The sequence below is a fragment of the Micrococcus sp. M4NT genome, from assembly GCF_033790745.1.
Taxonomy (GTDB): domain Bacteria; phylum Actinomycetota; class Actinomycetes; order Actinomycetales; family Micrococcaceae; genus Micrococcus.
The window spans coordinates 54,191-75,051 of the sequence record NZ_JAMYEH010000001.1 but is presented as its reverse complement, the minus strand read 5'-3'; the positions used below and the strand labels follow the sequence as shown (position 1 = coordinate 75,051).

At 73.9% G+C, this 20,861-nt stretch carries 20 protein-coding genes; 6 read left to right on the top strand and 14 right to left on the bottom strand.

Translation table 11 applies throughout. From position 1 onward, the window contains the following. Both NJC10_RS00390 and NJC10_RS00385 read right to left on the bottom strand, forming a co-directional pair. Complete coding sequence (locus NJC10_RS00390) at positions 1–618, bottom strand: TlpA family protein disulfide reductase (protein WP_413466362.1); 618 nt, start codon at positions 616–618, stop codon at positions 1–3. A 121-nt stretch (positions 619–739) separates the two neighbouring features. After that, positions 740–1,414: a histidine phosphatase family protein gene (locus NJC10_RS00385; protein ID WP_248117995.1), complete on the bottom strand. Its 675-nt coding sequence runs from the start codon at positions 1,412–1,414 to the stop codon at positions 740–742. Positions 1,415–1,554: 140 nt separating this feature from the next. Here NJC10_RS00385 and NJC10_RS00380 point away from each other — a divergent pair, with 140 nt between their 5' ends. Next, the gene (locus tag NJC10_RS00380) at positions 1,555–2,292 is read left to right on the top strand and encodes a hypothetical protein (protein WP_319073891.1); all 738 of its coding nucleotides are present in this window, start codon (positions 1,555–1,557) and stop codon (positions 2,290–2,292) included. A gap of 20 nt (positions 2,293–2,312) precedes the next feature. Here NJC10_RS00380 and NJC10_RS00375 read toward each other — a convergent pair whose 3' ends face one another. The 3 genes from NJC10_RS00375 to NJC10_RS00365 all read right to left on the bottom strand — a co-directional run bounded on the left by NJC10_RS00375 (position 2,313) and on the right by NJC10_RS00365 (position 4,151). Further along, complete coding sequence (locus NJC10_RS00375; protein ID WP_248117992.1) at positions 2,313–2,576, bottom strand: glutaredoxin family protein; 264 nt, start codon at positions 2,574–2,576, stop codon at positions 2,313–2,315. An 83-nt stretch (positions 2,577–2,659) separates the two neighbouring features. Beyond that, positions 2,660–2,758 carry a 30S ribosomal protein bS22 gene (locus tag NJC10_RS00370; protein ID WP_003792170.1) on the bottom strand — a complete coding sequence of 33 codons (99 nt, stop codon included), beginning with the start codon at positions 2,756–2,758 and terminating at the stop codon, positions 2,660–2,662. 139 nt (positions 2,759–2,897) lie between these two features. After that, positions 2,898–4,151 (bottom strand): acetoin utilization protein AcuC, encoded by a 1,254-nt coding sequence (locus tag NJC10_RS00365; RefSeq protein WP_319073889.1) that lies wholly within the window; start codon positions 4,149–4,151, stop codon positions 2,898–2,900. 138 nt (positions 4,152–4,289) lie between these two features. Between NJC10_RS00365 and NJC10_RS00360 the strand changes: the two genes are divergently transcribed. Together NJC10_RS00360 and NJC10_RS00355 are read left to right on the top strand one after the other, a co-directional pair. Continuing rightward, the gene (locus tag NJC10_RS00360; protein ID WP_319073888.1) at positions 4,290–5,840 is read left to right on the top strand and encodes a TrkH family potassium uptake protein; all 1,551 of its coding nucleotides are present in this window, start codon (positions 4,290–4,292) and stop codon (positions 5,838–5,840) included. Between the two features lie 28 nt (positions 5,841–5,868). After that, positions 5,869–6,507 (top strand): potassium channel family protein, encoded by a 639-nt coding sequence (locus tag NJC10_RS00355; protein ID WP_404466016.1) that lies wholly within the window; start codon positions 5,869–5,871, stop codon positions 6,505–6,507. Positions 6,508–6,576: 69 nt separating this feature from the next. On the opposite strand, the gene proC is transcribed toward NJC10_RS00355, so the two are convergent. The 6 genes from proC to NJC10_RS00325 form a co-directional block, all read right to left on the bottom strand. Next, complete coding sequence (gene proC / locus NJC10_RS00350; RefSeq protein WP_319073886.1) at positions 6,577–7,422, bottom strand: pyrroline-5-carboxylate reductase; 846 nt, start codon at positions 7,420–7,422, stop codon at positions 6,577–6,579. Next, entirely contained in the window at positions 7,419–8,279 is an 861-nt protein-coding gene (locus NJC10_RS00345; RefSeq protein ID WP_319073885.1) for a sugar phosphate isomerase/epimerase family protein, read from the bottom strand. The genes proC and NJC10_RS00345 overlap by 4 nt, the downstream gene beginning before the upstream one ends. A gap of 1 nt (position 8,280) precedes the next feature. Further along, positions 8,281–9,303: a Ppx/GppA family phosphatase gene (locus tag NJC10_RS00340; RefSeq protein WP_248117980.1), complete on the bottom strand. Its 1,023-nt coding sequence runs from the start codon at positions 9,301–9,303 to the stop codon at positions 8,281–8,283. A gap of 3 nt (positions 9,304–9,306) precedes the next feature. Continuing rightward, positions 9,307–12,156 (bottom strand): type I DNA topoisomerase, encoded by a 2,850-nt coding sequence (topA, locus tag NJC10_RS00335; protein WP_319073883.1) that lies wholly within the window; start codon positions 12,154–12,156, stop codon positions 9,307–9,309. Positions 12,157–12,309: 153 nt separating this feature from the next. Then, positions 12,310–14,013 (bottom strand): methyltransferase, encoded by a 1,704-nt coding sequence (locus NJC10_RS00330; RefSeq protein ID WP_319073882.1) that lies wholly within the window; start codon positions 14,011–14,013, stop codon positions 12,310–12,312. Further along, complete coding sequence (locus tag NJC10_RS00325) at positions 14,013–14,924, bottom strand: rhodanese-related sulfurtransferase (RefSeq protein WP_298712637.1); 912 nt, start codon at positions 14,922–14,924, stop codon at positions 14,013–14,015. Before NJC10_RS00325 ends, NJC10_RS00330 begins: the two co-directional genes overlap by 1 nt. A 103-nt stretch (positions 14,925–15,027) precedes the next feature. Here NJC10_RS00325 and NJC10_RS00320 point away from each other — a divergent pair, with 103 nt between their 5' ends. Together NJC10_RS00320 and NJC10_RS00315 are read left to right on the top strand one after the other, a co-directional pair. Continuing rightward, complete coding sequence (locus NJC10_RS00320; protein ID WP_319073881.1) at positions 15,028–15,801, top strand: GNAT family N-acetyltransferase; 774 nt, start codon at positions 15,028–15,030, stop codon at positions 15,799–15,801. 128 nt (positions 15,802–15,929) lie between these two features. After that, a complete protein-coding gene (locus NJC10_RS00315; protein ID WP_319074171.1) occupies positions 15,930–18,251 on the top strand; it encodes a DEAD/DEAH box helicase in 2,322 nt (773 codons plus the stop codon). A gap of 8 nt (positions 18,252–18,259) precedes the next feature. Here NJC10_RS00315 and NJC10_RS00310 read toward each other — a convergent pair whose 3' ends face one another. The 3 genes from NJC10_RS00310 to NJC10_RS00300 form a co-directional block, all read right to left on the bottom strand. Further along, positions 18,260–18,649 (bottom strand): Rv3654c family TadE-like protein, encoded by a 390-nt coding sequence (locus NJC10_RS00310; protein ID WP_248117970.1) that lies wholly within the window; start codon positions 18,647–18,649, stop codon positions 18,260–18,262. Beyond that, positions 18,646–19,026, bottom strand: coding sequence for a TadE family type IV pilus minor pilin (locus NJC10_RS00305; RefSeq protein ID WP_319073880.1), 381 nt, complete (start codon positions 19,024–19,026; stop codon positions 18,646–18,648). The genes NJC10_RS00310 and NJC10_RS00305 overlap by 4 nt, the downstream gene beginning before the upstream one ends. A gap of 97 nt (positions 19,027–19,123) precedes the next feature. Continuing rightward, entirely contained in the window at positions 19,124–19,270 is a 147-nt protein-coding gene (locus NJC10_RS00300; protein ID WP_319073879.1) for a DUF4244 domain-containing protein, read from the bottom strand. 15 nt (positions 19,271–19,285) lie between these two features. Between NJC10_RS00300 and NJC10_RS00295 the strand changes: the two genes are divergently transcribed. Further along, positions 19,286–20,821, top strand: a complete 1,536-nt coding sequence (locus tag NJC10_RS00295) for a recombinase family protein (RefSeq protein WP_319073878.1) — start codon at positions 19,286–19,288, stop codon at positions 20,819–20,821. Positions 20,822–20,861: the final 40 nt, after the last annotated feature.

The window sequence follows — 20,861 nt, the reverse complement described above, 5'->3', positions numbered from 1 at the left end:
TCAGGCCGCGGCCTCGTCCACCACGGTCTTGAGCAGCGCCCGGAGCGTGGACTCCTCGATCGCGCCGAGCACGCGGGCGGAGACGCGGCCCTGGGCGTCCAGCACGAGGGTGGACGGCACGGCCTGCGGGGGCACGTAGTCGGTCATGCGCAGCAGGACGTCGCCGCGCGCGTCCTCCACGGAGGGGTAGGGGATCTCGAAGGACCGCTCGAAGGCCTGCGCCGTGGTGGCCGTGTCCCGCACGTTCACGCCGAGGAAGTTCACCCCCTGCGGGGCGAACTCCTCGTGGAGCGAGACCAGGTGGGGCGCCTCGACGCGGCACGGCGCACACGCGGCGTACCAGAAGTTGAGGAGGGCGGGCGCGCCGCGCAGGCTCTCCCCGCTCACGGGCGTGCCGTCGAAGCGCGTCGCGGTGAACTCCACGGGCTCCCCGCGGTCGGCCGGGGCGAACTCGAGCACCGATCCGTCGCCGGCGATGTAGTTCTTGCCGTCCCCGTTGCCGGCCTGAGCGGCCAGGGAGTCATCCCCGCCGGAGCAGGCCGCGAGCACGGGCGCCAGGCCGGCGGCCGTGAGGCCGGCGAGCACGCGACGGCGGGTGAGCGGGGACTGCAGGGTCATGGGCGGGCGCTCCAGGCGAGGCGGACGGGAGGGAGTCGGAGGGCCCCCGCGGGGGCCTGATCGAGTCTACCCTCCGCCCCTGATCCTGACTGAACCCTGGGCGTCAGCCGTCCCGGGGGCCTCAGGCGCCGGGCAGGGAGGAGGCGTCCTTGAGGAGCTCGCGGTTGGGCTCGTGGTACTCGACGCGCGGGGTGGCCCGGCCCTCCTCGAACACGAGGGAGGTCACCGAGGTGAGGGAGCACTCGCGCTGACGCGGATCGTGCCACAGGGGCCGGCCCTCGACCGCGAGGCGGGTGACCCAGATGGGGAGCTGGTGGGAGACGAGGATGGCCTCCGCGCCGGGGCCGAGGGTGTCCACCGCCTCCCCCTTCACGCGGTCCACCACCTCGAGCATGCGCGCGGCCTGCTGGTGGTAGGGCTCGCCCCACGAGGGGCGCAGGGGATTGCGCAGCTTCGGCCAGAGGCGCGGGTCCCGCTTGAGGGAGTCGACCACCTGGGACATCCCCTCGAAGGCGTTCTCGGCCTCGATGAGGTTCGGCTCGGTGAGCAGCGGCCGGGAGAAGGCGCCGGCGATCGGCGCGGCGGTCTGCTGAGCGCGCAGCAGCGGGGAGGCCGCCACCAGGGCCGGATGCCGCCGGATGCGGTTCGCGCGGTGCAGGAACCACTCGGCCACGCCGTCGGCCATCCGGTGCCCCAGCTCCGAGAGGCCGAACCCGTCCAGACGGCCGTAGAGGACGCGGTCGGGGTTGTGGACCTCGCCGTGACGGACGAGGTGGACGGTCGCGATCGTCTGCATGCCACCAGTCTGGCAGACCGGCCGGCCCGGTACGGTGGGGAGCAGCAGCCCGCCGGCGTCGCGAGCGCCGGGCGCACAGGGCTCCCACCGTCCCCGCCGCCGTCGCCCTCCCCGCGGCGGCGCTTCCCCAGGAGGCACCCATGACCGGCTCGACCAATCCCTACGGCCAGAACCCGTACGGCCAGGGCACTCCGTCCGGGCAGGAGCCCGCGGGCGCCGCGAACCCCTACGGGACCGCCCCCGGCGCGCACGAGCAGAACCCGTACGGCCGCCCCGAGGACGGTGCGGCCCCGTGGGGCGCCCAGGCGCCCTCGCCCTCCCCGGCGGCCATGCCGGGCGTGGGCCACCCGCAGGGCGCCGTGCCCGGCGTCGGCATGCCCGCCCCCGCGCGCCCCGGCTCGATCACCGCGGCCTTCTGGCTGATCGTGTCCGCGGGGCTCGTCCAGCTCCTCAGCACCGCGCTCGGCCTGCTCGCCGCGAACACCCCGGAGGGCCGCGCCCTGCTCGAGCAGACCCTGCGGGACGCGGTGGGGCAGGCGGGCCTGCCGGCGGACCAGGCGTCCGAGATGGAAGCCATGATGCTGGGCGCTGTGCCCGCCGTCCTCACGACGACGGCCGTGCTCGGCGTTCTCGGGTTCCTGCTCTACCTGCTGATCGCCGTCAAGATCCGCGGCGGATCCCGGGCCGCCCGCACCGTGGGCACCGTGCTCGCGGTGCTCTCCGTGCTCATGCTGCTCGCCAACCTGGCGATGGGCGCGTTCTCCGTGTTCGAGCTGCTCTGGGTGGGCCTGGGCGTGGCCGGCATCGTCATGGCCTACCGCAAGGACGCCACCGAGTTCATGCGCCTCAAGGCGTGGGAGCGCGCCGGACGCCGCTGACGCCGCCGGCGGCGGGGCTCTCAGGCCGCGTCGAGCAGGCGGCCCAGGCGCGCGGCGTCCACACGCCAGAAGTCGCGCTGGACGCCGTCCACGAACAGCACGGGCACCTCGTCCGCGAACCGCTCGAGCAGCTCGGGGTGGGCCGCGCCGTCCACGGGCTCCCACGTCTGGCCCCGCTCGGCGCACACCTGCGCGACGACGCCGGCCGCCTCCTCGCACAGGTGGCACCCCGGCTTCACGAGGAGCTGGACGCGGGCGGCGGAGGCGGGCAGGTCGGCGGTCATGGCGACCATGCTACGGACACGACGAGGCCGCCCGCTCCTGACGGAACGGGCGGCCTCGCTGGCGCTCTCGACGAGCGCGGGCGTCACTTCTTGTTGCGACGCTGGTGGCGGGTCTTGCGAAGCAGCTTGCGGTGCTTCTTCTTCGCCATGCGCTTGCGGCGCTTCTTGATGACAGATCCCATGGGGACTCCTTGCGTCGGGGTGAGGGTCGGCGGCTGGTGGGGACCGCGGGCATCCGGGCTCCCGGACACGCCGACCCGCATTCCACCGGGTGTGGAACGCATGAAAACGTTCTCGGTCACAATACCGGGCGGACGAGCCTCAGTCGAACCAGGGATCCAGCCCGTGCAGCGGGAAGACCTCCCGGCGGGTGGCCATGATCGACTGGTCCACAGGATCGGCGGGGTCGTAGCCCACCTCCCACGAGCGCCACCACACGTCCGCGTCCTCGCCCATCGTCGTGGGGATCCGCTCGTCCTCCGCGCCCTCGTGCAGGGACATGTCCCCCGTGAGGTCCTCCGACGTGAGCTCCCGGGCGTGGGCCAGCCACTCGGCGGGGATCGGCGCCCGCAGCGGCACCGGCGTCCCCAGCACCGCGGCGGTCAGGTGCGTCCACGCGCGCGGCACCACCTTGAGCGGGTTGTATCCGCCGCCGCCCGTGGCCAGCCACCGGCCGTGCGCGAAGCGCTCCGCCCAGTCCGCCATGTCGAAGGCGAGCTGGCGCTGGCCGTCCACCGTCAGGCGCAGGTCCGCGAGGGGATCGGCGTGGTGGGAGTCGCAGCCGTGCTGGCTCACGATCACGTCCGGGGCGAACGCCTGCAGCAGCGGCGGCACCACGGCGTGCACGGCGCGGAGGAAGCCGGCGTCGCCCGTGCGCGGCGGGACGGCCACGTTGGCCGCGGTCCCCTCCGCCGCAGGCCCGCCGGTCTCGTTGGCGAAGCCCGTGCCCGGGAAGAGGCTCATGCCGGTCTCGTGGACGGAGATCGTCAGGACGCGGGGGTCGTCGTAGAAGATCGCCTGCGTGCCGTCCCCGTGGTGCGCGTCCACGTCCACGTAGGCCACGCGCTCGGCGCCGAGGTCGAGGAGGCGCTGGATGGCCACGGCGCAGTCGTTGTAGATGCAGAACCCCGAGGCCTTGTCCCGCGCGGCGTGGTGCATCCCGCCCGCGAAGTTGACCGCGCGGCTCACGCGCCCGGACCAGACGGCCTCGGCGGCCACGAGCGAGCCTCCCGCGATGCGGGCCGCCGACTCGTGCAGGTCGGGGAACACGGGGCAGTCCTCCGTGCCCAGGCCGTGTGCGGCGTCGTCGGAGGAGGTCTGCGCCGAGGCCGCGCGCACCGCGGCGATGTACTCGCGCCCGTGCACGGCGGCGAGCTCGTCGTCCGTGGCCACCGGGGGCTGCAGGATGCTCACGTGCGGGGCGTCGAGGAGGCCGAGGGCGTCCACGAGGCGGTGGGTGAGGTCCAGCCGCAGGGGTGCCATCGGGTGCTCGGCGCTGAAGCGGTAGCGGAGCAGGCTCGGATCCCACACGACCGCGGCGGGCGTGGGGGCATCGGGCTCGAGGGTGGCACTCATCACGTTCCAGAGTAGATCCCTCGACCGCCCGAGGCCATGGGCGGACGCGCACATGACCGGCGCATGACGGGCGCGGGGCGATACTGGGACGGGCCCGCACGCGGTCCGACACCCGTCACGGCACGCAGGAGGTGCACCATGGGCACTCGCCCCCGGGCCACGGACCCACAGGGCGGACCGGGCCGTGGCGACTGGGCGCCGCGCCGCGCCTCCCTCGACGACGACCCGGCCCGCGTGGGCTTCGCGCGCTCCCGCCGGCGCCCCGCGCCACGGGTGACGCCCCGGCCCGGTGCCGGGTCCAGCCTGGAGCCCTCCGGCGGCCTGGCGACCGCGCTGCACCGCTCCCGGCGCCGCGTCACGGATGCGGTCGGCGGCTCCCCCGCCCGCGCGGCCCTGTCCGCGTTCGCACTCATGTCCCTGCTGTTCACCGCCCTCCTGATGCTCCCCGCGGCCGCCGAGGACGGTCAGGTGACGCCGCTGCACGACGCGATGTTCACGGCCGTCTCCGCGTTCTCGGTGACCGGTCTGACGGCCGTGAACACGGCGGAGCACTGGTCCGTGTTCGGGGACATCGTCATCCTGCTCGCCATCCAGGTCGGCGGCCTCGGCATCCTCTCCATGGCGTCCCTGCTGACGCTCGCCGTCTCCCGCCACCTGGGCGTCAAGTCCAAGCTGAACACGCAGGAGGCGGGCATGACCACGGGCAACGTGGGAGAGGTCGCCCGCCTGCTGCGGGTCGTCGTCCTCACCGTCCTGACGTGCGAGGCAGCCGTGGCCGTGTTCCTCGTGCCGCGCTTCGCGGCGCACTCCGGCTCGTGGCTGACCGGCCTCTGGGAGGGCGTGTTCTACTCCATCAGCGCGTTCAACAACGCGGGGTTCGCCATCCACCCCGGCGGCATCGCGGAGTTCGCGCACGACCCCGTGATCCTCACCGTGATCGCCGTGGGCGTGTTCGCCGGGGCACTGGGCTTCCCCGTGGTCATGGTGCTGATGGACAAGGGGTGGCGCTTCCGCGCGTGGAACCTGCACACCAAGCTCACGGTGGAGGTGACGCTGATCCTGCTGGTGCTGGGCGCCGTCCTGCTCTTCGTCTTCGAGTCCGGCAACCCGCTCACGCAGGGCGACCTGACGTTCTGGGAGCGGGTCGGCCACTCGCTCTTCGGCTCGATCATGACCCGCTCCGGCGGGTTCGCGATCGACAACCCGGACGTGCACCGCCCGGAGTCCCTGCTCCTCATGGACGCCCTCATGTTCGTGGGCGGCGGATCCGCCTCCACCGGCGGCGGCATCAAGGTGACGACGCTGGCGGTCATGTTCCTGGCCATCATGGCCGAGGCGCGCGGCGACCGCGAGGTCACCGCGCATGGCCGCACGATCGCCCCGGAGACCCTCCGCGTGGCCATCTCGGTGCTCGCCCTCGGCGCGACCCTCGTGCTCGTGGCAACCCTCATCCTGGTCTCGATCCTCGACGAGTCGCTGCAGCGGCCCCTCTTCGAGGTGATCTCCGCGTTCGGCACGTGCGGCCTCTCCGTGGGCATCTCCGAGGCCGCGCCGCCGGCCGGCAAGTACCTCCTGACGGCCATGATGTTCGCCGGCCGCGTTGGTACGATCACGTTCGCCGCGGCCCTGGCCCTGCGCTCGCGCCGCGTCCTCTACCGCTACCCCAACGAGAGGCCGATCCTTGGCTGAGCACCAGCGCTCCGATCCCAACGCCCCCGTGCTCGTGGTCGGCCTCGGCCGCTTCGGAGCGGCGACCGCGGAGGAGCTCGTCTCCCAGGGCCGCGAGGTGCTCGCGATCGAGCGGGACCCCGTGCTCGTCCAGCGCTTCGCCCCCACGCTCACCCACGTGGTGGAGGCCGACGCCACCGACGCCGAGGCCCTGCGCCAGCTCGGCGCGCAGGACTTCTCCACCGCCGTCGTGGGCGTGGGCACCTCGATCGAGGCGTCCGTGCTCATCACGGTCAACCTCGTGGACCTCGAGATCCCCCACGTGTGGGTCAAGGCGATCAGCGAGAAGCACGGCACCATCCTGCGGCGGATCGGCGCGAACCACATCATCTTCCCGGAGCACGACGCGGGCGTGCGCGCCGCGCACCTCGTGAACGGCCGCATGATGGACTTCATCGAGTTCGACGACGACTTCGCGATCGTGAAGATGTACCCGCCGTCCGAGTGCGTGGGCTTCACCCTCGGCGAGTCGAACGTGCGCGCCAAGTACGGCGTGACCGTGGTGGGCGTGAAGACCCCCGGCGAGGACTTCACCTACGCCCAGCCGGACACGCGCGTGGGGCCCCGCGACACGCTCATCGTCTCCGGGCACACCGAGCTGATCGACCGTTTCGCCGCCCGCCCCTGAGCCACGGGCCCGCCGGGTGCCCGCGCCGCATCCCGGCCCCCGGCCGCGTGGCGGTCCGTGCCGCTCGCCTCAGCCGGCGAACTCGCGACCCATCTCGCGGTCGCGCTCGGCCGCGGCGTGCATCGCGCGGGCCACGAGCTGCGGCAGACCGCCGTCCTGCAGCGCGGTCACGGCCCGCTCCGTGGTGCCGTTGGGGCTCATGACGGCGCGGCGCAGGTCCTCGGCGGTCTGCTCTCCCGACTCCACCGCGCGCTCGAGCATGAGGCCCGCGCCCTTCACGGTCGCGGCGGCCATCGCCTCCGCGTCCGCGCGGTCCAGGCCGAGCTCCACGGCATGCTGCGCGATCGCCTCGGCCAGCAGGAACACGTAGGCCGGGGCCGAGCCGGCCGCGGCCACGACGGCGGGCAGCTGCCGCTCGTCCACGCGCACGACCAGGCCCGAGCCGGAGAACAGACCCTCCACGGCAGCGGCCTGCTCCTCCCCCACGCCCTCGGCGGGGGCCACGCCCACGACGCCCGAGCCCACCGTCAGCGGCGTGTTCGGCATGGTGCGCACGAGCGGCTGGCCCGGACGCAGCGCGCCCGCGATCGTCCCGGCCGTGACGCCGGCAGCCACCGAGACCACCACGGCGTCCGCGGGCAGGGCGTCCGCGATGCCGCGCGCGGCGGCCACGAGGTCCTTGGGCTTCATGCCGAGCAGCACGACGTCGGCCTCGCGCACGGCGTCCGCGTTGGCCTCGTCCGCACCGCCGGCGGCGCGCACGTCCACCCCCGCGAAGCGCTCGCGCGCGGCCGCGGCGGAGTCCTCCGAGCGGGTGGTGGCGGTGACGTCGGCGGCCTGCACGGCGCCCGAGTCGAGGGCGCCGGTCAGGATGGCGCCCGTCATGGTGCCCAGGCCCAGGATGGTCAGCTTCACGATCGTGCTCCTTCGTCGTCGGTGGTCTCGTCGTCGAGGGTGAGGTGCGTCCGGGCGAAGGCGAGCGAGGCGGCGAGCCGCTCCTCGCGCTGCCCGGCGTAGTCCATGCCGCGCGTGCCCACCTCCACGCACACCGTGCCGGCCAGGCCGGTGCGGGCGAGGTGGCGCAGGGACGCGGCGACGGGCTGGGTGCCCTCGCCGGGGATCAGGTGCTCGTCCTTGTGGCTGTCGGTGCCGTCGGTGAGGTGGACGTGGCGCACGCGGGGCCCGAGCGCCGTCAGCGCCGCGAGGGAGTCCTCGCGGGCGATGGCCGCGTGGGAGAAGTCCCAGCACACGTGCTCGTACGGCTCCGGGACCGGATCCCAGTGGGGCAGGTACATCTTGGTCTCGCGGCCGTAGGCGCGCCACGGGTACATGTTCTCCACCGCGATCACCACGCCGGACTCGGCCATGAGGTCGGCGATCCCCTCCGCGAAGCGCTCGGCGTACGTGCCCTGCCAGCGGAACGGGGGGTGGGCCACGACGGTGGCCGCCCCCACGGCCTGGGCCATCTCCACGGAGCGCCGGATCTTCGTCCACGCGGATCCCCACACCTGCTGGGTGAAGAGCAGGGTCGGCGCGTGGATCGAGTCGATCCGCATGCCGGTGCGCTCCGCGAGGGTGCGCAGCCGGTCGGCGTCCTGGCTCCATCCGTTGTGGGTGACCATGACCTCGACGCCGTCGTAGCCCAGGTCCTGCGCGGTGGCGAAGACGTCCTGCGTCCCCAGGGGGAACACCGACGACGAGGACAGGGTCACCGGGATGTCCGCGCCGAAGCGCGGGGCGGGGGCGAGATGCCCGGTGGAGATCAGCGGCATCTCAGCGCACCCCGAGGCGCAGGCCGGGCAGCAGCGTGTCCGTGTTCAGGTCCACGCGCCCGACGCCGGGCACGCCGTCCCGCGTGAGGTGGCCCTCGAGCATGAGGGCGTCCAGGCGGTTGAGGATGAGGCCCTCACGCAGGGCCCAGGGGCAGATCTCCAGCTGCACCACGCCGAAGGTGCGCATCGCGGTGAGCGCCACGATCGCGCCGGCGAGCATCTGCTGGGCCCGGACCTCGGAGACCCCGGGCAGGTCCGCGCGCTCGGCCGAGGGCATCGCGGCGAGGCGGTTGACCCAGAGGTGCAGGTCGTCCGCGCGCAGGTGCCGCTTGACGAAGGGTCCCGCGGCGGACGGCGCCGCGCCGGTGAGGCGGGCCAGCGAGCGGAACGTCTTCGACGTGGCGGTGACGACGACCGGCGGGGTCACCGGGGGGAAGGAGGCGAAGGCCGCCTCCATGTGCGTCGACACGTACTTGCGCAGCTGCTTGACGTCCCTGGGGTGCGGCGGGTCGTCCGGGAGGCGGTCCCGCGTGAGGCGCCCCGCGCCGAGCGGCAGGGACACCGCGTGGGAGGGCAGCTCGTCCTGACCGTAGGCGATCTCGAACGAGCCGCCGCCGATGTCGAAGTTCAGGATGGAGCCGGCGTCCCAGCCCTGCCAGCGGCGCACCGCGAAGTAGGTCATCGCGGACTCCTGCTCGCCGGAGAGCTCCACGAGGTGCACGCCGGTCTGCTCCTCCACGCGGGCGAGCACGGCCTTCCCGTTGGCCGCCTCGCGGATGGCCGAGGTGCAGAAGGAGACCATGTCCTCCGCGCGGTTCTCCTCCGCGAAGGCCACCGCCTCCTGGATGAAGTCCACGAGCTCGCGCTGGCCCTCCTCGCTGATGGCGCCCTCGGCGTCGAGGAAGCGGATGAGCGGCAGCGAGCGCTTGTGGTCGGCGTACGCGGTGGGGCGGGCGCCTGGGTGGGCGTCCACGAGGAGCAGGTGGACGGTGTTCGAGCCGATGTCCAGCACGCCGAGGCGCATGCGTCAGGCCCTCTTCCGAGGGGTGGTCTTCGCGGCCGGCTTCTTCGCAGGGGCCTTCGTGGCGGCCGGCTTGCGGGCCGGTGCCTTCTTGGGAGCCGGGCCCTTGGCGCGCTTGTCCGCGAGCAGCTGGTAGGCCTCCTCGGCCGTCAGCTCCTCGGGCACGCGGCCGCGGGGCACGGTGATGTTGGTGACGCCGTCCGTGACGTACGGGCCGAAGCGGCCCTCCTTCACGGTGACCCTCTTGCCGGACACCGGGTCCTCGCCGAACTCCGCGAGCGGCGGCTTCGCGGTGCCGCGTCCGCGCTGCTTGGGCTGGGCGTAGACCTCCCGGGCCTGGTCCTCGGTGATGCTGAAGATCTGGTCCTCCGACTCGAGCGAGCGCGAGTCGGTCCCCTTCTTCAGGTAGGGGCCGAACCGGCCGTTCTGCGCGGTGATGACCTCACCTTCCGCGTCCGCCCCCACGATGCGCGGCAGGGACATCAGCTGCAGCGCCTGTTCGAGGGTCACGGTGTCCACGGCCATGCTCGTGAAGAGCGAGCCGGTGCGGGGCTTCTGCGCCGCGGGCTTCTTCTTGGGCTTCGGCTTGCCGTTCTTGTAGTACTCGGTGGGCTGCGCGTCCAGCCACGCCTGCAGCTGCTCCTCGGTCATCTCGGGGATGACCTCGGTGACGTAGGGGCCGTAGCGCCCGTCCTTGGCGACGACGGCGTGGCCCGTCTCCGGGTCCGTGCCCAGCGCGCGCTCGGAGGGCTTGGCGGTGGCGAACAGCTCCTCCGCCTTGGCGGGGGTGAGCTCGTCCGGGGCCAAGTCCTCGGGGACGTTGGCGCGCGGCGGCGTCGAGCCCTCCTCGGCGCCGGCGGGCAGCGGCTTCTCGAGGTACGGGCCGTACTGGCCCACGCGCAGGGTGATGTCCTCGGTGATCGGCAGGGAGTTCACCGCGCGGGCGTCGATGTCTCCCAGGTTCTCCACCACCTGCTGGAGGCCGTCCATGCCCTTCTCGGCATCCGAGGCCGGGGCGCCGAAGTAGAAGGTCTGCAGCCAGGCCTCGCGGGCCAGCTCGCCCGCGGCGATGCGGTCGAGGTCGTCCTCCATGCGGGCCGTGAAGTCGTAGTCCACGTACCTGCTGAAGTAGTCCTCGAGCAGGCCGATCACGGCGAACGCGGTCCACGACGGGACCAGGGCGTTGCCGCGCTTGGTGACGTAGCCGCGGTCCATGATCGTGGAGATCGTGGGGGCGTACGTGGAGGGGCGGCCGATCTCCCGGCGCTCCAGCTCGGCCACGATGGAGGCCTCGGTGTAGCGGGCCGGCGGGGAGGTCTCGTGACCGGTGGCCTCGATCGGCTCGCCGGTCAGCCGCTCCCCCTCGGCCACCTGCGGCAGGCGGCGGTCTCTGGCCTCGGCCCTCTCCTCCTCGCTCTCCGCGTCCTTGCCCTCCTCGTAGGCGTCGAGGAAGCCCTTGAACGTGATCACGGTGCCGGAGGCGGCGAACTGGGCGGTGCGGCCGTCCTTCGCCTGCGCGGAGAATCGCAGCGTGGCGGTGTAGCCCTTCGCGTCCGCCATCTGGGAGGCCACGGTGCGCTTCCAGATCAGCTCGTAGAGGCGGAACTCGTCCGGGCGCAGCTCGTTCTTCACCTGGGCGGGGGTGCGGAAGGAGTCGCCCGCGGGGCGGATGGCCTCGTGCGCCTCCTGCGCGTTCTCGGAGCGCTTGGCGTACGTGCGCGGCTGCGCCGGCACGGCGTCGGACCCGTAGAGCTCGGCGGCCTGCGTGCGGGCGGCCCCGATGGCCTCCTGGGACAGGTTCACCGAGTCGGTGCGCATGTAGGTGATGTAGCCGTTCTCGTACAGGCGCTGGGCCACCTGCATGGAGACGCGGGAGCTCATCCGCAGCTTGCGCGAGGCCTCCTGCTGCATGGTCGACGTGGTGAACGGCGCGGCCGGCCGGCGCGTGTACGGCTTGTCCTCCACGGCGTCCACCGTGAAGTCCGCGCCGCGCAGCCCCTCGGCCAGGGAGGTGGCGGCGGCCGCGTCCAGGTGCGCGACCTTCTTGCCCGGGGCGGACTTCAGGCGGCCGGCGTCGTCGAAGTCGCGGCCGGTGGCCACGCGCTCACCGTCCACGGTGGAGAGTCGGGCGGTGAAGGAGGCGCCGACGGCGTCGGCGGCCTGCGCGCCCTCGGCGACGGTGAACGTGCCCTCCACACCCCAGTACTGCGCGGGCACGAACGCCATGCGCTCACGCTCGCGCTCCACCACGAGGCGGGTGGCCACGGACTGCACGCGGCCGGCGGAGAGGCCGCGGGAGACCTTGCGCCACAGCACCGGGGAGAGCTCGTAGCCGAAGAGGCGGTCCAGGATGCGGCGCGTCTCCTGGGCGTCCACCAGGTGGGTGTCCAAGTCGCGGATGTTCTGCAGGCCGCGCTGCACGCCCTCCTTGGTGATCTCGCCGAAGGTCATGCGGTACACGGGGACCTTGGGCTTGAGGGTGTCCAGGAGGTGCCACGCGATGGCCTCGCCCTCGCGGTCCGCATCCGTGGCGAGGTAGAGGGCCTCGGCGTCCTTGAGCTCGCGCTTGAGCTCAGTGACCTTCTTCTTCTTGTCCGGGTGCACCACGTAGTAGGGGTCGAAGCCGTGCTCCGTGTCCACCGCGAACTTGCCGTAGGGACCCTTCTTCATGTCCGCCGGCAGGTCGGAGGGCTTGGGCAGGTCACGGATGTGGCCCACGGAGGAGTCCACCACCCAGCCCTCGCCCACCGCGTTCAGGTACTTCGCGATGGACTTGCTCTTGGCCGGGGACTCCACGATGACCAGCTTCTTGCCCTGGGGCACGGAGCCGGTCACGGAAGCGGGGGTGGTGGTCAACGGAGTCCTCCTGGACGGTGAGTGCTGCGGGCCTGCCGGCGGCGCCGGGGTGGCGCGGACATGGCGGACGGACGTCCCCACATCGTAGGGGGCGCGTGGCCCACCATAACGGTTGGGTCTCCGTGCGCCCGCAGAGGAGGCGGAGCGGAGCGGTCAGGCCCCCTCCACGAGGAACCCGTCCTCGTAGAGCTCCCGCAGCGCCGCGAGCAGGCCGGCCCGGCCGGCGTCGTCCAGCTCCAGCAGGGCGACGACGGCGCCCACCAGCTGCCCCACGCTCAGCTCGCCGTCCGAGGCGGAGAGGACGCCCGCCGTCGCGGTGTCCAGGCGCGCGGTGCGCCGGAAGCCGCCGCCCTGCCGGGCCAGGATCACCTCCGGGTGCTCGGCGCCGAAGCGCTGGTGGCGCTCCTCCGTGACGTCGTCCGCCACGCGCAGGTGGAGGGAGCGCAGGGCGGTCAGCGCCGGGTCGCCGACGACGTCGCCCGACACGCCACCGGCGCGGTCCAGGACCACGGCGAGCCGGTCCCGGCGGGCGACGGCGGCCGCCCACGCGGCGCCGAGCGCCTCGTCGACCGGCTGGGTCAGCTCCTCGGCGACCGTCCAGCCCCGACCCTGCGAGCCGTCCGCGGCGGGGCGGCGCAGCCACACGTGGCCGAAGCCCACCCCGGAGACCCCACGGGCGGCGAAGTCCTCCAGATAGCCGCGATACGCCGCCTCGTAGGCGTGCGGGTCCAGCTCCAGGGAGGAGTCCCGCAGCCAGGTCTCGGCGTAGCCGGCCGGGTCCTGGGCGTCGCGCTGGATGATCCAGGCCTGGACGCCGGGGGCGATCCACGAGCGGGGGCGCGCGTCCCAGGCGGCGGCGCCGTCGCCCTCGGCCGGGATCTCCCAGTTGGCGAGCAGCTGCGCGGTGCCGCCCTCGGTCAGGTGATCCGGCAGGGCGGCGATCAGCTCGGCCACGATCCGATCGCCCTCGCGGCCGCCGTCCCGGTAGGTGAGGACGGGGGCGTCCGGGTCGGTGCGCGGCGTGATGACGAACGGCGGGTTGGAGACCACGAGGTCGAAGCGCTCCCCCGCCACCGGGGCCAGCATGTCCCCGGCGAGCAGGCGCACGCGGTCCTCGATCCGCTCCCGGTCGAGGCCGAGCACCTCCGCGTTCAGCAGGAGGTTGAACCGGGTGAACCCGAGGGCCCGCTCGGAGAGGTCCGTGGCGGTGACGTGCTCGGCGTGGGCGAGCAGGTGCAGGGTCTGGATGCCGCAGCCGGTGCCGACGTCCAGGGCGCGACCCACCGGACGGCGCTGCGTGGCACCGGCGAGGGTGAGCGAGGCCCGCCCGATGCCGAGCACGTGGTCCTCCGGCAGCGGACCGCGGCGCTGGAGCGCGGTCTGGTCCGCGGCCACCCACATCCGCCCGGGCTCGTCCACCTCGTACGGGGTGAGCTCCACGGTCCCGCGCACGAGCCCCTCGCCGGCCTCCACCACCAGGCCGGCCGCGAGCGCACCGGGCAGGCCCGTGCGCGGCAGGGCGGCGGCGAGGTCGGAGGCGGGGACGGGGTCGCCGAGCATCCACGCTCCCACGAGCGCGGCGAGCGGACGGTGCGCCGACCGCGGGAGGGCGGCGTCGTGGCCCGTGGCCTCGTCCTCCAGGCCCTCGACGTCCCGCGCTCGGGCGACCGCGAGGCGGGCCGCCTCGGGGCGCTCGCGCGCGAGGGAGTCCGCGGCGACGGGTCCGAGCAGCGCCTCGACCGACTCCGCGGTGTAGGGGAGGTCGGCGAGATCGGCCGCGAGCGCGGCGGCGGCCACGGGCGTCAGGCGGGGCGCGGGGTGGGAGCCGAGCGGGGTGGACGGCGTGGCGGCGTGCATCAGGCGGCGCTCCTCTCGGCGCAGACGTGGCACCGGTGGTCGGGGTGGGCCGCGGCGCAGGCGGCGCAGCGGACCTCGAGGGTGGTGCAGGCGGGGTCGGCGCAGTTGCGCAGGTCCGAGGTGGGCTCGCCGCACAGGTGGCAGCGGCCGATGGTCTCGGCGTCGTCGGTGAAGCGGGTGGCCATGCGCCGGTCGAAGACGGCGAGCTCGCCGCGCCACAGGCCGGCGTCGCCGAAGGCCTCCCCATAGCGGACGATCCCGCCCTCGAGCTGGTAGACCTCGGCGAAGCCGCGGTCCTTGAGCAGGGCGGAGAGGACCTCGCAGCGCACCCCGCCGGTGCAGTAGGCGACGACGGGCGCGTCCTTGAGGTGGTCCAGGGCGCCGGAGTCGACGGCGGCCAGCAGGTCCCGCGTGGTCTCCGCCTGGGGCACCACGGCCCCCTCGAACCGGCCGATGGCGGCCTCGACGCTGTTGCGCCCGTCCAGGAACCGGACGGGGCTGTCCGTGGCGGCGCGCTCGGCGACGAGGTCCGCGAGCTGCTGCGGCGTGAGATGCTCCCCCGTGCCGACCACGCCTCGCTCGTCCACCCGGATCCGCTCGGGGGCGCCGAAGGCGACGAGCTCGGGGCGGACCTTCACGGAGAGGCGGGGGAAGTCCGCCGCGGAGCCCGCGGACCACGTGACGTCGAGAGCGCGGAACGCGGGGTGCTCGCGCGTGGCCCTGACGTAGGCCTTCACCGCCTCGACCGGCCCACCGACCGTGCCGTTGATGCCCTGCGGGGAGACGATGATCCGGCCGGTCAGGCCCAGGGAGGCCGCCAGGGTGCGCTGCCACAGCCGCACGGCCTCGGGATCGGCGAGCGGCGTGAAGCGGTAGTAGAGCGCGATGCGGGAGACGGGGGAAGGACTCACCGGTCCAGGGTAGGTCCCGGCGCGGCACCGCCTCTGTGGCCTCGGATGTTGCAATGGGGTCACGGGTGTTCCCGTGACGGCGGTCACACCTTAGCCTCGTGTCATGACGCAGCATCTGGACACGGCACTGGTGGACACCTGGTTCGAGGCGTGGGCCCGTTCGCGCGGCTACCGGACCGACACGGAGGGCGGCCGGCGCGCGGCCCTGCGCACGCAGCGCCCCGCCCGCATGATCCCCGGCGGCTCCGGCCGGGCCTCGGTGGACGTCCCCGCCACGTGGGAGCACGTCCTCGTGACGCCGGGCCAGGAGGAGCTGGACGCGCTGGAGCCCATCCTCGACGACGCACCCGACTCCCTCGTCACCGTGTTCGGGGAGGCCGAGGGGGACCTCGCCGGCCTCGGCCTGGCCTGCCAGGTGGACGCCGAGCGGCTCATGGCCCTCGAGATGGACCCCGAACTGCTCGACGTCGAGCCGCCGCTGCTCCCGGAGGGGTACGAGGCCCGCGTGGACGAGCCCGTGGACGGCAGCCGCCGCCTGCGCGTGGTGGCCGTGGGGGCCTCCACGGCGCCCGAGGGCGAGGAGGAGCTCGCCGCGCTCGGCTGGGTCACGTTCCAGGACGCCACCGCCGTCTACGACCGCATCTGGACCGCGCCGAACCACCGGCGCCGCGGCATGGGCTCCCTCGTGATGCGCCACCTGACCAGCGAGGTGATGAGCGAGGGCGAGGTTCGCCGCGGCCTGCTCGTGGCCTCCCCGGACGGCCAGAAGCTCTACGCCCACCTCGGCTGGACCGATGTGGCTCCGGTGGCCATCTTCAGCCGCGACCGTGTCGAGGGCGCCGCGACCCCCGAGCACACGGGCACCATGGGTGGGTGACCCCGCCGCCCCCGCCCTCTGACGTCCCCTCGCCTTGGGAGGACCCCGCCGCCGGGTGGGACGTGCCCGTGCCCCCGGCCGCTCCCGACCACGCGCGCGCGGCCCTCGCCACGGCGCTCGGGCGCCGCATGCTGCCGGAGCAGGTGCTGCACGTGCGCACGGTCCCGTCCCGCGCGGCGCGCCCCGTCGACTGGCCGGCGGGCACACCGGAGGGGCTGGTCGAGGCCTTCGCGGCCCGGGGCGTCGAGCGGCCCTGGGCCCACCAGGTGGAGGCCGCCCTCGCCCTGGCACAGGGCGCGCACACGGTGCTGGCGACGGGGACGGCGTCGGGCAAGTCCCTCGGCTACCAGCTGGCGGTGGGCACGGCCCTGGCCGCCGACCCGAACGCCACCGTGCTCTACCTGGCACCGACCAAGGCCCTCGCCGCCGACCAGCTGGCGTCGTGGCGCGCCCTCGAGCGCGACGGCGCCCGCTGGCTGCGCGCCGCCCCCTACGACGGGGACACCGCTCCCCAGGACCGGGTCTGGGCGCGGGAGCACGCGAACATCCTGCTGACCAACCCGGACATGCTGCACGTGGGGATCCTGCCGCACCACGAGCGGTGGGCCGTGTTCTTCCGGAACCTGACGCACGTGATCGTCGACGAGTCGCACACGTACCGCGGGGTGTTCGGCTCGCAGGTGGGCATCCTGCTGCGCCGCCTGCGCCGGGTGGCGGCGCACTGCCGGGGCGAACGCCCCGAGACCGTGTTCGTGGGCGCCTCCGCCACCTCGGCGGACCCGGCCGCGCACTTCACCACGCTGATCGGTGCGCCCGCGAGGGCGGTGACGGAGGACGGCTCCCCCCACGGCGCGGTGCACGTGGGCTTCTGGCAGCCCGAGCTGACCGACCGGCGGGGCGAGAACGGCGCTCCCGTGCGGCGCTCGGCCATGGCGACCGCCGCCGACCTCGTCACCGACCTCGCCCTCCAGCAGACCCGCACCCTCGCGTTCATCACATCCCGACGCGGCGCGGAGGCGATCGCGGGCACCGCGAAGCGTCAGCTCGAGGAGGTCGAGGCCGGACTCGGCACCCGGATCGCGGCGTACCGCTCCGGCTATCTGCCGGAGGAGCGGCGCGCGCTCGAAGAGGCCCTCCGCTCGGGGCGGCTGCTCGGCATGGCCTCGACCCCGGCGCTCGAGATGGGGATCGACGTGGCCGGGCTCGACGCCGTGGTGGTGGCCGGCTGGCCCGGGACCCGCGCGTCCTTCTTCCAGCAGATCGGCCGGGCCGGGCGCGGCGGTCAGGACGCGCTCGCGTTCTTCGTGGCCTCCGACGACCCGCTCGACACCTTCGTGGTGGACCACCCCGAGGCCGTGTTCGACCTGGGCGTGGAGGACACCGTGGTGGACCCGCAGAACCCGCACCTGCTCGGCCCCCAGCTGTGCGCCGCCGCCGCTGAGCTGCCGATCACCCCGGACGCGCTCGGCTGGTTCGGCACGCCGGCGCGCGTACGGGAGCTGCTCGACGCCCTCGTGGCGCAGGGCCTGCTGCGCCGGCGCCCCGCAGGCTGGTTCTGGACGCACGCCGAGCACGCGGCCGGACTGGTCTCCCTCCGCGACGACGGCGGCGGCCCCATGGACATCATCGACGTCGAGTCTGGGGCACTGCTGGGCACGATGGACTCCCCGCAGACCCACTACCAGGCGCACCCGGGCGCGGTGTACGTGCACCAGGACCGCACGTTCCTCGTGGAGGACCTCGACGAGGACGCCCACGCCGTGCTCGTCACGCGCGCGTGGCCGGACTTCACGACGCAGGCCCGGGACGTCACGGAGATCGAGATCGTGGCCGTGGAGCGTCGGCTCGACGCGCACGGCAGCTCCCTGCGCTGGTGCCTGGGCGACGTGCAGGTGCGCACGCAGGTGGTCTCCTTCCAGCGCAAGGCCCTGCTCTCCGGCGAGGTGCTCGGCGAGGAGCCGCTCGATCTGCCGGCCCGGGACCTGTTCACCTCCGCCGTGTGGTTCCAGGCCTCCTCCGAGGAGCTCGTGGCGGCGGGCCTGACGATGGACCGGCTGCCCGGCGCCCTGCACGCGGCCGAGCACGCCATGATCGGGATGATGCCCCTGGTGGCCTCGAATGACCGCTGGGACATCGGCGGCGTGTCCATGGTGCTGCACCCGGACACCGGCTCGCCCGCGGTGTTCGTGTACGACGGCCGCCCCGGCGGGGCGGGCTTCGCGGAGCGCGGCTTCGAGCAGGCGCGCCGCTGGGTCACGGCGACGGCGGCCGCGATTCACACGTGCGAGTGCCCGGAGGGCTGCCCCTCCTGCGTGCAGTCCCCCAAGTGCGGCAACCGCAACAGCCCCCTGGACAAGGCCGGGGCGCTGACGGTGCTGCGCTTCCTGATCGAGCGGTTCGATGCGCTCGCGGAGGTGGACGTGGATGAGCCGGAGGCGGCCGAGGACTGACCGCCTCCTCACCGCACCGAGGGCGGGCCGGCCACGGCCACCGCGCGGGCGGGCGGCAGCGGCACCCGGGCCACCTCCACCTCGACGCGCACCGAGCCCTGCGGGGACGCCGAGCAGTCCAGCACCCGGGCGTGGTTCCGCTCGGCCGTCTCCGCGGCGAGGGCGCACGGCTCCTGCGCGGTGATCCCGCGGCGGGCGTCCGAGGCCGCGAGCGCGGCGAGGTCCGCCGCGCCGGCCGCCTGCGACGCGGTGACGGAGGCCGCGCCCAGGGCGGCCACCGCGATCACGAGCGACGCCCCGAGGGCCACCGTGCCGAGGGCCGTGACCCCGCCCGCGCCGCGTTCGTCGGCGAGGGCCTGCCGTGCCCTGGCCGGCGCACCGCCGCGGTGCGGGGTCACGACGCCTCCCCCGGGTTCGGATGCTGCAGCGGCGCCGCCGCACCGGCCTCGAGCGCGATCGGCTCGATCCACCCCAGCGGGCCCGGGCCGGGATGGCTCACGGTCACGGTCACCCAGCCGTCCCCCTCCTCGTGCGCCAGGCGGGCCTCCTCCCCCGCTATGCGCTCGACGGTCCTCCTGGCCTCGCCGACGTCGTCTCCGCGGGCGAGGAGGCGCGCCGCCGACGCCGCTGCGTCCCCGTTGCGCACCTGCTGGACGGAGGCGGCCCCGGCGAGGACCACGGCCACGAGGATGAGCACGACCGCCGGCAGCAGGGCCGCGTACTCGGCCGTGACGGCGCCGCGCTCGCCTGCCGACGCGGTGCGGGGGCGGGGCATGGCCGCCTCAGGACGAGGCGCGTCCGATTCACGACGGGGCACGGCCCCGGCCCGGCCACCGCGGGGGTGTCCGGGCCGGGGCGCGCCGTTGCGGGACTCAGTCACGCTTGAGGGCCTCGGCGATGATGTCCTTGAGCATCTCCTGCACCTCGGGGCTGGTGAGCAGGACGGCCAGGACGCCGGCGAAGCCGACGGCGGCGAGCGTGAGGATGCCGTATGGTGCCAGCGTGTCAAGTGACCACACCGGTAGGATCGGACCATGAGCGCACAGCGGGTAGGGATCTACGCCCGGATCAGCCGGGACGACACGGGCGAACGGGAAGGCGTTGAGCGCCAGCTCGAGGCGTGCCGCGACCTCGCCACGCGCATGGACTGGCACGTGGTAGACGAGTACGTCGACAACGACCTGTCCGCCATGAAGGCCCGCCGCCGCCCCCAGTTCGAGCGGCTGATCGAGGACATTGCAGGGGGCGCCCTGGACGGCGTGGTGGTCTGGGATCACGACCGGCTGTTGAGGCAGACCCGGGAGCTCGAGCGGTACATCGACTTGTGCGACCCCCGCGGCGTCCCGACGTACACCGTCACGTCCGGCACGTTGGACCTGTCCACGCCGACCGGGAGGGCCGTCGCTAAGACGCGCGGCGCCTGGGCGCAGCACGAGTCCGAGCACCGCGCCGACCGGATCCGGGCCCAGAAGGTACAGGCCGCGCGCGCGGGGAAGCACCTGGGAGGGCCGGCCCCGTGGGGCTGGCAGCGCGTCGCCCACGTGGTGCTGGAGAACCGCCGCCACCAGGGCGGGCGGTTCGTAGTGGACCCTGTGGCGGGCCCCCTCATCAAGGAGGGGACGGACATGGTGCTCAAGGGGCACACCCTGGGCGACGTGGCCCGCTACTGGGCCGCTGAGGGCGTCACGGGGCGCACCGGCCGCACCTTGACCACCACACAGGTACGGCAACGCCTACTCCGCCCCCGGAATGCCGGCCTGCTGACGTTCCACGGGGAGACGGTGGCGGACACCTGGCCGCCCATCGTCACGCTGGCGGACTTCCGCGCGCTCGAGGGGATTCTCACGGCGCCGGAGCGCCGGCAGTCCTCCGAGTCGAAGTACCGCTATCTGCTGTCCGGTGTTGCTCACTGCCACTGTGGGCGCGTCATGCACGGGCTGAACCGCAAGAGCCGCGGCCGGATCTACCGGTGCACCGTCTCGTTCGAGCACGGCACGGACCGCACGGGCCACACGACGCGCGGCATGGACGCGCTGGACGCTTACGTGGTGGAGGCCGTGTCTGCGGCCCTGGCAGACCCGGGGACGGTGGAAGCCCTGCGCGCCCAGGCCGCACCCGCTGGCGGGACACCGGACGCCACGGAGGCCGCAACCCTCGTGGAGCTCACGGGCCGGAAAAACGCGCTCACGCGCCTGTTCGCACAGGGCACGATCACGGAGGCGCAGCTAGTGGAGGGGACCGCGGAGCTCAATGCTCAGGTGGAGCGGATCCGCGCCGACGTGCAGCGCCGCTCCCGGTCTAGCGCGCTGGCGGCCCTCGTGGTGGAGGACGACCCGGCGGGCGCCTTCCTGGCCGCCCCCGTCGTGACACAGCGGGAGGTGCTGCGGGCCCTGCTGTGGGTGGAGGTGCTGCCCTCCCGTGCCGTGGCCGGCCGATTCGACACGGACGCCGTGCGTCTGCACTGGCGCGGGGCCCCAGATTTCCATGAACCCGACCGCGCTCGAGTTCAGAAAATGACACGGGATACGGGAACGGACGACCCCGCCGCGACGCGGAGCGGGGACACCTGACCGGCGTTCCCATCAACTCAACATTTTTGACACGAGAGGA

Coding starts and splice junctions, on each gene's coding strand:
- NJC10_RS00390 (WP_413466362.1), bottom strand. CDS start 618: ATGACCCTGCAGTCCCCGCTCACCCGCCGTCGCGTGCTCGCCGGCCTC.
- NJC10_RS00385 (WP_248117995.1), bottom strand. CDS start 1,414: ATGCAGACGATCGCGACCGTCCACCTCGTCCGTCACGGCGAGGTCCAC.
- NJC10_RS00380 (WP_319073891.1), top strand. CDS start 1,555: ATGACCGGCTCGACCAATCCCTACGGCCAGAACCCGTACGGCCAGGGC.
- NJC10_RS00375 (WP_248117992.1), bottom strand. CDS start 2,576: ATGACCGCCGACCTGCCCGCCTCCGCCGCCCGCGTCCAGCTCCTCGTG.
- NJC10_RS00370 (WP_003792170.1), bottom strand. CDS start 2,758: ATGGGATCTGTCATCAAGAAGCGCCGCAAGCGCATGGCGAAGAAGAAG.
- NJC10_RS00365 (WP_319073889.1), bottom strand. CDS start 4,151: ATGAGTGCCACCCTCGAGCCCGATGCCCCCACGCCCGCCGCGGTCGTG.
- NJC10_RS00360 (WP_319073888.1), top strand. CDS start 4,290: ATGGGCACTCGCCCCCGGGCCACGGACCCACAGGGCGGACCGGGCCGT.
- NJC10_RS00345 (WP_319073885.1), bottom strand. CDS start 8,279: ATGCCGCTGATCTCCACCGGGCATCTCGCCCCCGCCCCGCGCTTCGGC.
- NJC10_RS00340 (WP_248117980.1), bottom strand. CDS start 9,303: ATGCGCCTCGGCGTGCTGGACATCGGCTCGAACACCGTCCACCTGCTC.
- NJC10_RS00330 (WP_319073882.1), bottom strand. CDS start 14,013: ATGCACGCCGCCACGCCGTCCACCCCGCTCGGCTCCCACCCCGCGCCC.
- NJC10_RS00320 (WP_319073881.1), top strand. CDS start 15,028: ATGACGCAGCATCTGGACACGGCACTGGTGGACACCTGGTTCGAGGCG.
- NJC10_RS00315 (WP_319074171.1), top strand. CDS start 15,930: ATGCTGCCGGAGCAGGTGCTGCACGTGCGCACGGTCCCGTCCCGCGCG.
- NJC10_RS00305 (WP_319073880.1), bottom strand. CDS start 19,026: ATGCCCCGCCCCCGCACCGCGTCGGCAGGCGAGCGCGGCGCCGTCACG.
- NJC10_RS00295 (WP_319073878.1), top strand. CDS start 19,286: ATGAGCGCACAGCGGGTAGGGATCTACGCCCGGATCAGCCGGGACGAC.